Origin of the sequence: Streptomyces sp. NPDC058308 (assembly GCF_042880275.1) — a bacterium.
Lineage (GTDB): Bacteria > Actinomycetota > Actinomycetes > Streptomycetales > Streptomycetaceae > Streptomyces.
Map to the genome: position 1 here is coordinate 1 of NZ_JBHVZA010000069.1, position 1,163 is coordinate 1,163.

A 1,163-nucleotide genomic window follows, 5' to 3' on the forward strand; every position below is an offset into this window, starting at 1 on the left:
CTAGAGATCTTTAACGGTGCGGGTTACGTGGGGTCGTGACGGTTATCGTGGGCCGCGCTATGCCGGAGGAATGAGGTATCCCGATGGCGGTGGACTGACAGCCGAGGAGCGGGATCGACGCGAGCAAGTCCGGTTCGCGGCGGCCGACTTGATCGAGGCGGGAGCCAGTGACCGGGAGGTGGCCCGGCGGTTCCGGGTGACCCGGATGTCGGCGAACCGCTGGCGGCGGACTCTGGCCTCGGGCGGCCGCCAGGCGCTGGTCTCCAAGGGTCCCGGCGGCGCCCGCTGCAAGCTCGATGCCGGCCAACTACGGTCCCTGGAGGCGGTACTGGAGGCCGGTCCGGCCGCGTGCGGCTGGAATGACCAGTGCTGGACGCTGGCCCGGATCGCCGAGATCGTGCGCCGTCGGTTCGGCGTCGAGTACACCCTGGCCGGGCTCGACCTGTTGCTGCACCGCATCGGCTGGAGCGTGCAGGTCCCGGCCCGGAAGGCCACCGAGCGGGATGAGTCGAAGATCGCTGCCTGGAAGGACGAGCAGTGGCCTGTCATAAAAAGAGGGCGGCGGACTTGGGCGCCTGGCTCTGCTTCGAGGACGAGGCAGGTCAGGGACTGAGGCCGCCCAAGGGCCGCACCTGGGGCCGCCGGGGCCGCACCCCGGTCGTGAAGGTCACCGCCGCGGGCACCAAGCGGGTCTCGATGGCGGCGCTGATCTGTACGAAGGGCGGCCGCAGCCCACGGCTGATCTACCGCATCCACCTGGACTGCGGCCCCGCCAAAGGCCGACGCAAGGGCTTCACCGAGACCGACTACGCCCGCCTGCTCGATGCCGCCCACCAGCAGCTCGGCGGCCCCATCGTCCTGGTCTGGGACAATCTGAACACGCACGTCAGCCACACAATGCGACGGCTGATCGCGGCGCGACTATGGCTGACCGTTTACCACCTGCCGCCATACGCTCCGGAGTTCAACCCGGTCGAGGGCGTGTGGTCGCACCTGAAGAGGTCCCTGGCCAACCTCACCAAACACAGCCTTGACCAGCTCACCGCATTGGTGAAGACGCGGCTGAAACGGATGCAGTATCGACCCCACCTCATCGAGGGGCTCATCGCCAAGACCGGACTCGACCTCCAACCGCCGTAACCCCAGCCATTAAAGATCTCTAG

The 1,163-nt window shown here is 67.8% G+C and carries 2 protein-coding genes; both read left to right on the plus strand.

What is annotated here, in order from left to right; genetic code table 11:
- The first annotated feature begins 70 nt into the window (after positions 1–70).
- Positions 71–613 (plus strand): winged helix-turn-helix domain-containing protein, encoded by a 543-nt coding sequence (locus ACFVYL_RS37725; RefSeq protein WP_389724788.1) that lies wholly within the window; start codon positions 71–73, stop codon positions 611–613.
- Between the two features lie 47 nt (positions 614–660).
- Positions 661–1,140 carry a transposase gene (locus tag ACFVYL_RS37730; protein ID WP_389724791.1) on the plus strand — a complete coding sequence of 160 codons (480 nt, stop codon included), beginning with the start codon at positions 661–663 and terminating at the stop codon, positions 1,138–1,140.
- Positions 1,141–1,163 lie beyond the last annotated feature (23 nt).